At 60.7% G+C, this 6424-nt stretch carries 8 protein-coding genes; all 8 read right to left on the reverse strand.

Annotation, left to right across the window (positions count from 1 at the left end):
* A partial coding sequence (locus JNL55_RS35415) for a hypothetical protein (RefSeq protein ID WP_293866146.1) occupies positions 1–222 on the reverse strand: 222 nt, incomplete at its 3' end.
* A 159-nt stretch (positions 223–381) separates the two neighbouring features.
* Positions 382–576, reverse strand: a complete 195-nt coding sequence (locus tag JNL55_RS35420; protein WP_293866149.1) for a DUF2783 domain-containing protein — start codon at positions 574–576, stop codon at positions 382–384.
* Positions 573–2162, reverse strand: coding sequence for an FAD-dependent oxidoreductase (locus JNL55_RS35425; protein ID WP_293866152.1), 1590 nt, complete (start codon positions 2160–2162; stop codon positions 573–575). Before JNL55_RS35425 ends, JNL55_RS35420 begins: the two co-directional genes overlap by 4 nt.
* Before the next feature lie 4 nt (positions 2163–2166).
* A complete protein-coding gene (locus JNL55_RS35430) occupies positions 2167–3126 on the reverse strand; it encodes an MBL fold metallo-hydrolase (protein WP_293866155.1) in 960 nt (319 codons plus the stop codon).
* A gap of 82 nt (positions 3127–3208) precedes the next feature.
* Positions 3209–4024, reverse strand: a complete 816-nt coding sequence (locus JNL55_RS35435) for a LuxR family transcriptional regulator (protein WP_293866158.1) — start codon at positions 4022–4024, stop codon at positions 3209–3211.
* A 4-nt stretch (positions 4025–4028) separates the two neighbouring features.
* A complete protein-coding gene (locus JNL55_RS35440; protein ID WP_293866161.1) occupies positions 4029–4514 on the reverse strand; it encodes an aromatic-ring-hydroxylating dioxygenase subunit beta in 486 nt (161 codons plus the stop codon).
* Positions 4511–5830, reverse strand: coding sequence for an aromatic ring-hydroxylating oxygenase subunit alpha (locus tag JNL55_RS35445; RefSeq protein ID WP_415923229.1), 1320 nt, complete (start codon positions 5828–5830; stop codon positions 4511–4513). The genes JNL55_RS35440 and JNL55_RS35445 overlap by 4 nt, the downstream gene beginning before the upstream one ends.
* Positions 5823–6424: AMP-binding enzyme (locus tag JNL55_RS35450; RefSeq protein WP_293866167.1), on the reverse strand; the 602-nt coding region annotated here is incomplete at its 5' end. The genes JNL55_RS35445 and JNL55_RS35450, both read right to left, overlap by 8 nt.

Raw genomic sequence — 6424 nt, forward strand, 5'->3', positions numbered from 1 at the left:
CTCCAGACCCGGCGTGAGCTTTTGCAGCTCCTCCGCCGACGTCACACCCAGTTGCTTGAGCGTGTTGCCATCGTAGGCCGAAATGCTGATGGGAACGTCGTTGATCGGTTGCTCGCGCCGCTGGGCGGTGACCACCACTTCCTCGACCTGGGCCTGCGCCGTCAGGCAAGTGCTGAGCGACAGCGCCACGCCCGCAATCCGCACTGGAATCGAACTTCGCATCTGCTACTCCCCTGCTGGACCGTAAACCGGTCTCGATTGGGGTCAGTGTGTCGCGGAGTTACCAGACAAAGATTGGCGGAACGCGCAGCAACGATGTACCAGAGCGCAATGCTCCATACAGAGGCTGGCAAGCTGCCGGCCTGCCCCATTGTGGGCGGTCTAGCCGCGCCCTCGAGCCGCAGCGATCGCTTGCCGGAGCACTTGCTCATCGCCAATTTGATTCATGAGCAGCAGGATCAGTCTGGCGTTGAGGCGCCAGCTTTCCGGCTCGCTCAGGCCTTGGTGCATCTCGATCAACAGCTCGTACAGATCGTCGGGCCGGGCAACGTTCGGCTGTGTATTTAATGCACTCATACGAGCCCTGCCCCTGTTGCCCGCGCCACAGCTGCATTCACATCATCCTGAGTCGGGTTGCGCCACCGAGCCGCGACGTACTGATCGGGACGGATCAGATACGCGGATTGGGGTTGCAGGTCGTATCTCTGCCGGATCAAACCGGTATCGCTTGCACTATTGGAAACGTCCACGGTGTCGATACCTATGGGCACAGCACCGCGCCACCCGTTCGTCAGCAACACGAAACGATCTCCCAAGCGATCGAGCAGCCAGCCCTCGCCGATTGGGGCGTCGATGGCCGGCGAGCCCGGCGGTATCCCGCCCCACTCTCCGCCATTGGCGTCGGGAGTATTCAAGTCGCTGTTGGGATAGCTCACCGCCTGCGATAGGCGGCCGGAGTTCACCCACGGACGCGCAAACTCGAATTTGTTTGCCAGCTCCAGCACCGCATCTCTGAAAGCGCGGCTGACCGTCGACTTAGGCGTCATGAAATCGGTGGACCGCGTCGAGCAGCGAATGTTTTCGTCAGCGATGGCCGTCGCTTCGCTGTTGTAGCTGTCGAGCAAGCGTGGCGATGCGTCGCCCTTGAGCACCAGATCCAGCTTCCAGCACAGGTTGTCCGCATCGGCGATGCCGCCATTGCAGCCACGCGCGCCGAATGGCGAGACCAGGTGAGCACTGTCGCCGGCGAAGATCACACGATCGTGTACGAAGCGCTCCATGCGTCGGCAATGAAAGGTATAAACGCTGTACCACACCGGCGTGAACTGCACTTCCTTACCGATGAGCCCGCGCACCAACGGTTCGACGTTCTCGGGACGGACACACGCGGCACGATCGATGTTCGGCCCCAGCTGAAAGTCCAACCGCCAGACATCGTCGGGCTGCTTGTGTAACAACGCGGATTGCCCAGGATTGAACGGCGGATCGAACCAGAACCGGCGCTCGGCGGCCCCTTCCTGGGCGACCCGAATATCCGCAATCAAAAAATTGTCTTCGAACATGCGCCCGGCGAAATCCAGTCCCATCAGCTGCCGGATCGGCGACTTGTGACCGTCGCAGGCAATGAGCCAGCTGGCATCGATGGCATAACTGAACTCACCGCAGCTGACGCGCAGCTCAGTGCAATCCGTGTGAGCGGTGAGCGCCGTCACCTCATGCCCCCAGCGAATGTCGACGTTCGGCAAGCGCGATAGGGCCTCGACCAGCAACTCCTCGGCGTAGTACTGCTGCAGGTTGATGAAGGCCGGCATGCGCTGATCTTTCACCGGCAGCAAATCGAATTGATAGATCGGATGCTCGCGTTGGCCCCAGAACACCTTGCCGGTTTCCCAGCGCACGCCCTTGCGCACCATGGCTTCGGCGGCGCCCAGCCGTTGCCAGATATCGAGCGTTCGCTTGGCAAAGCAAATGGCCTTGGAACCGACGGCGATGTAATTCAACTTGTTGAGTACGGTGACGCGGTGACCTCGCCGCCCCAAGTCCAGTGCCATGGTCAATCCGACCGGGCCGGCGCCGACAATCACCGTCGTGAGCCGTTCTCGAGTCGATTCAGGAGGCGGTGACGTCCCGATGTGCCGCCAGATCGGCGCCGACGACGTCATGCTCTCAGTCCTGCAGTTGCGCCCAAACCTCGCGGTCGCGCTCCATGGTCCAGATTCTTGGCCAATCGATACCGTCGAACTCATCCCACAGCCGCTGCACGTTGAATGGCAGGCAATGTTCGAAGATGGGCCAGTGCCCGAACTTCGGTGCGAGTTCGCGATGGGTTTGCTCGAAAGCCTGTTTCAACGTGCCCTTCTGGCGATGAACCGCGCCGACGCGTTCGATCATCACCTTCAGGAACTCGCGAGTTTGCTCGATCGCAGCGTCGCACGCGGCAGTCCCAACCGCGACGGCACCTCGACCACCGATTAGATTCTCGGCTCGGAAGCTCTTCACGTTGTCGAGCGTGGCGCTCGCCCAGTCCTTATGAAACGCGTCGCCGGTATAGAGCGCCGCTTGCGCCTCCACCAGATCGCCCGCGAATAGCGTTCGCGACTTGTCGTGCCAAGCGACGATGTCCCCAGCCGTATGTCCGCGACCGCAGAAACGCAACTCGATGGAGCCTCGCGAGCCGCCTAGCTCGATGCTCAGACGATCGTCGAAGGTCAAATCCGGCCAGGTCAGGCCAGGAATGGATTCCGGCTGCTTGAACAGCCGCGGCATGCGACCGAACTCGCTGTCCCAATCCTGTTTGCCGCGCTCTTGAATCAGCTTTCGAGTCGCGCCGCTGGCGATGATGGCTTCCGCTTGGAATGCGCTCGCTCCCAGCACCCGGACCGCATGGTAGTGAGTCAGCACCAGAAACTTGATCGGCTTGTCGGTACGTCGACGTAGCTGCTCCAGCCAGTCCTGTGCGGCGACCGGCGTGGCGCGCGCTTCGAAGCAGACCAGGAAGTCCTCGCCCTCGATGGCGCCCACATTGGGGTCGCCCTCCGCCGTGAAAGCGTAGACGCCTTCGGCAAGCTCTTCGAACGTCTCTTTCTTGGCGACGGTGTCCGCCGAGGATGCAAAAGGTTTGGCCATGAGTCTCCCCCGTGAGGACTGCCATCCTGCCTGAGACCGGCGGCAGACGCCGTCCCAAGATCATGGGACAGGCCGGTCACCCTCAGCGTTGCGATGCCTCGATACAAAGCGCGAACAGTTCGTTCAGTGTCGCTATCCCCAGCTTTTCATAGGCCCGCTTGCGATAGGTCAAAACACTCGATTCGCCGATGTGCAAGTCCAGTGCGATGCCGACCGAGGTGTATCCCAGAATGATGCGCTCGCAGACTTCGCATTCGCGCTGTGTCAGCCGATCGAATGGCGCGAGCCGCTTGCCGATGATGGTGTGCACGAGGCTGCGAGTAACGCTGCGTGGATCCTTCCTTCCCGACGCTGTAGTCACCGTGTTTCGAGCCAGCCGGTAATGAGCAGCGATCAGAGCCGTGAGCAGCGGCAGAATACGATGCAACCGTTCACGCTCGTCCGCCGAGTACGAACCCGACCCGCGCATCCGATAGAAATTGCAGAGCACGCTGCCTTCCTTGACGCGCCCGACCGCCGACATCTTGTCCACCAAGCCATTGGGGTCGAAGAAGTGAGTGCGATAGTCCTGGTCATAGGCCCGGGACATATCCAGCGGCACCTCACCCCCAGGCGCGTCCGCGCCACTCAGCGTCGAGAACAAAGGATCTCGTGAGTGATATTGCTTGATGTAATCGTCTGCCAAGGCCGCCGCACGTTCCGCCGGCATCTTCCCCTGGGTGAACAGGTGACCCACTTGCTCCCCGCTGTAGGTGAACACCACACAGTGATCGATGGGTAGCACCAGGTTCAACAGCGCCATCAGTTCCGCTTCGAACTCTCGTTTTCCCAACTCCCGCGCCAAGCGCGCCAGTTGTTCCAGCCATTCAATGGGACCGAGTTGTTCAGCGGCAAACATGCCATCAGAGTAACAGCTGAATGGACGGCAAGGCAGACTCACAGTTGAGAAGCTCGATCTTTTTCATCTGGAGCCGCAGCTGCCCGTCGAGCCAGGTCAGGTGGTGCCAAGCCACGCCAGCATAGACCTGCTGCTCGTTTCGCTGCACCTCCAGGTACATGAAAGGGGTGCGCAATACCCACGCGCCGGACGCATCGTTTCTGGACTCTATACGAGGTGCCTGCAGTACGTGCTGCGACCAACTCGGCTCGGCTTGTGAGAAGGCATTCGGGCTGTGCAGCCGCTGGATGCGCACCTTCAATAACAACCGATCCTCGTAGAACAGCGAGGTCTGAGTCCGCCCCTCGGGCTGTCCTCGCGTCAGTGGCATCCAGTACAAGCCATCGTCGGCGAACAGTTCGTACCACTCGTCCAGCCGCTTCTCATCCAGCAACCGCGCTTCGTTGTAAACGAATTCGATCAACGACTGATCGGTGGGACTACTGCTCATCGGGCACCGTCGGCTTGCGTCATTGCTGCCAGCCAAGCCCGGAACTGTCCGCGCATGGAGATCTCGCTGGTGCCGTTGTACCGCCCCACCACCGAGGTTTGCTCGGCTGGTTTGTAGTCGCGATGCAAACTCACCCAGGGGTTGGCACCGCTCGCCAAGCCTTCTTGAATCGCGCGATAACAATGCAGGTCATCGTGACCCACGACTGAGGTCGGCGCGTTGATCAGTCGCGTGTACATCACACTCCGAGCAAGGAGTTCATCGGGCGCGCCCACCAGACGCAGGGTGTAGCTTTCGATCAGCGTCTTATCTGCGGCTAGAGGGCGCACTACGCGGATGGTCTGAATCGCACCTTTGATGGTCAGACTGGGATAGTAGACAGTGTTGTGGCGTGCCTCGCCCAGAATCGCGTGGGCTCGCTCCGGCCCGTAGGCCTGCTCCATGCTCGCCTCGTACTCCGGGACGCTCGAATACTTGGAATGAATCGAGAAATTCACGCCGGTGTAACTGTGCCCGTGCTCGTACACCTGCACGCCCATGCGATCGAAAAAGTCATAGTTGGACACGAACGGCACGAACTGCTCGATGACCATCGGCACCGGCGCGTCCGCCGGCTGCTCTTTCCACAAGTCCCGAGCCGTACCCGCCGACGACTCGTGCGCCACCATCGGATGCATGGCGTCGTTGAGATTCTCGATGAACATCTTCCAGTTGCAGTTGTGCAGGTACCTCAGCACACCGCCGGTGATTTCGAGCCGGCCTTCAGGAGACCGGTCCGCCATGTTGTCGATGGAGGACAGCGACGCCCCGAAGTACTCCTGAAATGACGGGCCATTGGCGCTCAGTCGCGTGAACACAAATCCGCGATAACTTTCGGTGCTCAACCGGGTCATGCCCTTCGCAGCCTCGGACTGTGCGAAGTCGGTATCGGCGTAACCGGTCTTCAACGGCACTGTGCGCAGCGAGCCGTCGGTGCGGTAGGTCCAGCCGTGATAGGGACAACGCAGCTGACCGCGACAATTGCCAGCAGCAGCGCTGACCAGCTTGGCACCTTTGTGCGCGCAGCGGTTCAACAACACATGAACCGCACCATCCATCGCTCGCACCATCACCACCGGTTGCCCGGCAATGTCGGCAGTGTAGTAATCACCGGGTTTGGGCACTTGGCTGTCGTGGCCAACGTAAATCCAGGTTCGGTGCCACAGCCGCTGCATCTCCAGTTCGAACAGTTCCGGATCGCAGTAAACATCCCGATGCACTTGATCCGGGCGGACCAGCCCGTCGATGCGTGCAATATCGTCCGCGTACTTACCCATGGAAGCCTCGCTGTCGCTTGCCATCGCGAAGATCGTGCGCTTTGCCATTCAACAGATACTGAGCGGCGAGTCGTTTCACTTCGCCGCGAGCCACTTTCTGAGAGGCCGTCTGGGGTAGCTCACGCACGAAGGCGATGTAACCCGGCGCCTTGAAGTAGACCAGACTCTGCTGACAATGCTGCTGCAGAGATACAGCCTCGGCGCGTTCGTAGTCCCGGTCGCTGACGATGAAGGCGAACACCTCTTCGCCGCGCACATCGTCAGGCACCGCGGTCACTGCACAGGCACGAGCCTGCGGACATTGCATCAACACACTTTCGACTTCGACGGCGGCGATGTTCTCGCCGCTGCGTCGAATGATGTTCTTCAGGCGATCCACGAAGAACAAACAACCGTCCGCGCCGCGACGGACGCTGTCGCCAGTGTGAAACCAACCAGATTCCCAGGCCGCAGCCGTCGCCGCCTCGTCCTTGTAGTAGCCAGAGAAGAAGCCGTATCTTGGATCGGATCCCGCGCGACGCACCCAGAGCTCTCCGGGAACGCCCTCTTCCGCATCCGTCCCGGACTCTCCGACAATGCGAACTTCCAGTCCTT

This window comes from Steroidobacter sp. (assembly GCF_016790065.1).
Lineage (GTDB): Bacteria > Pseudomonadota > Gammaproteobacteria > Steroidobacterales > Steroidobacteraceae > Steroidobacter.